The 1712-nt window shown below is 36.7% G+C and carries 2 protein-coding genes; both read right to left on the bottom strand.

Annotation, left to right across the window (positions count from 1 at the left end; translation table 11 throughout):
• The coding region (locus tag ACHZDT_RS20600) for a hypothetical protein (protein ID WP_394776582.1) at positions 1-185 on the bottom strand (185 nt) is incomplete at its 3' end.
• An 89-nt stretch (positions 186-274) separates the two neighbouring features.
• Positions 275-1630 (bottom strand): APC family permease, encoded by a 1356-nt coding sequence (locus ACHZDT_RS20595; protein WP_394776581.1) that lies wholly within the window; start codon positions 1628-1630, stop codon positions 275-277.
• Positions 1631-1712 lie beyond the last annotated feature (82 nt).

The following is a 1712-nucleotide window of genomic DNA, read 5'->3' as shown; positions in this document are numbered from 1 at the left end:
GTGATAACAGCAAGATCAACCACACCCTTCAGTTCGTGCGTAATCTTATAGACAGTTGCGGCAAAACCCGATTCGTCATCCGGATGAGCGGTAACAATTAATACACGGATGAGAGAATCATTCTGCTGAGCGTTAAGAAGAAATGCCGAGAGAAGAAAAATAATAATGAATAATCTTTTTGTCATGATATTTAGTTTTTTAATAAATCTTATAATTAAATAAAACATTGTATTTTTTACAGTTAAAATATTTCATCAAATTACAGCAAAGGCCACTAAGGATTCGATAAATTTTTTGTCTGCGGGTTTTCAAATTTATTAAATCTATTTAAAAGATAATAGACTACAACTCCAGCAGCAATAATTCCTGTCGCATACAAGGCCATCTCTTTTCCTGTACTCATAAAAATAAAAAGCCAGATAATTATCGCTATAATTACAGGCAACGGATAAAGGATCATTTTGAAAGGCAGATTTTTTGTCCCGTTTCGTTTTCGCAAAAATACTACACCAATAGCTTGTCCGATGAATTGAACCAGGATTCTCATTGCAAGAATTGCATTAATCACAAGACTTAGTTTGAACAACAGACTAAAAACAAAAGCAAGACTTCCCAGAAAAAGCAACGAAACATAAGGAAAATGTTTAGTCGGATGCAGTTTTGCAAATACAGGGAAAAACCTTCCATCCGCCGCGGCCGCATAAGGAATTCTGGAATAGCCCAGTAACACGGCGAATAAGGATGCGAAGGCAACAATGAGTACAAGTACTGTAGCAATTGTTGCTGCAGTATTCCCGTAAATTTTTTCTATAAAAGTGCTGACAATAAAAGATGAATTTTGAGCTTCCCGCCAAGGAACAACGCTAACCACACTGATATTCATTGCCAGGTAAAGAATCGAAATTCCGATAACAGAAATAAAAATACTTCGGGGAATATTTTTTTCCGGATTGCGGATTTCTCCTCCGAGATGACATACATTATAATATCCCAGGTAACTATAAATAGTTTTAACCGTTGCCTGTCCGAGAGCGACAAAAAATAATTGCGCTGAAAAACTATTCGCATCAGGCAACCATTTATTGCTTATTGTATGATGAGTGATGCCGCCATAGATTATCCAGCAAAGTGTAATCATAACTGCAATCCATAAGACGGTGCTTATTTTGCCGATGGTATTAATTTTTCTGTAAAGAAGAAAAACTAATAAAATAATTAAGCCACCCGAAATAATTTTTTGTTGAATGGCAGAAAAAGGATATATATAAGTGCAATACTGTGAAAAACCAATGGCCCCGCTTGCTGCAACCAATGGCGCTAATAAGAGTGTTTGCCAGACAAAAAGAAAAGACAGCAATCTTCCCCATTTTTTACCGAAAGCCTCTTTAAGGAAATTATAACTGCCACCCGCTTTTGGATATGCCGCCCCAAGTTCTGACCAAATCATGCCATCAATTATTGAGAGCAGCGCGCCGGCTATCCAGGCAAAAATAAACTGCGGCCCACCCATAATTTTAATTACCAACGGCAATACGATAAAAGGGCCAATACCCACCATGTCTATCATATTAACCGATGTAGCTTGTAAAAGCGATAAACTACGATCAAGCTGCGGAGGTTTGTTTTCCATAAGCAAACGGCAAAAATAAAATCAGATTTCTAAATGTTGTATTAAAATATTTCCATTCAAAGATATTAATAGTAAGTGGCAA

It is taken from the genome of Flavobacterium sp. (assembly GCF_043722275.1).
Lineage (GTDB): Bacteria > Bacteroidota > Bacteroidia > Flavobacteriales > Flavobacteriaceae > Flavobacterium.
Note: the sequence above shows the minus strand (reverse complement) of the source record. Positions and strands in the feature narration are given on the sequence as shown.

What these genes read in the sequence shown, in the direction of transcription:
- ACHZDT_RS20595 (WP_394776581.1), bottom strand. Translation starts at nt 1,630, where the DNA reads ATGGAAAACAAACCTCCGCAGCTTGATCGTAGTTTATCGCTTTTACAA.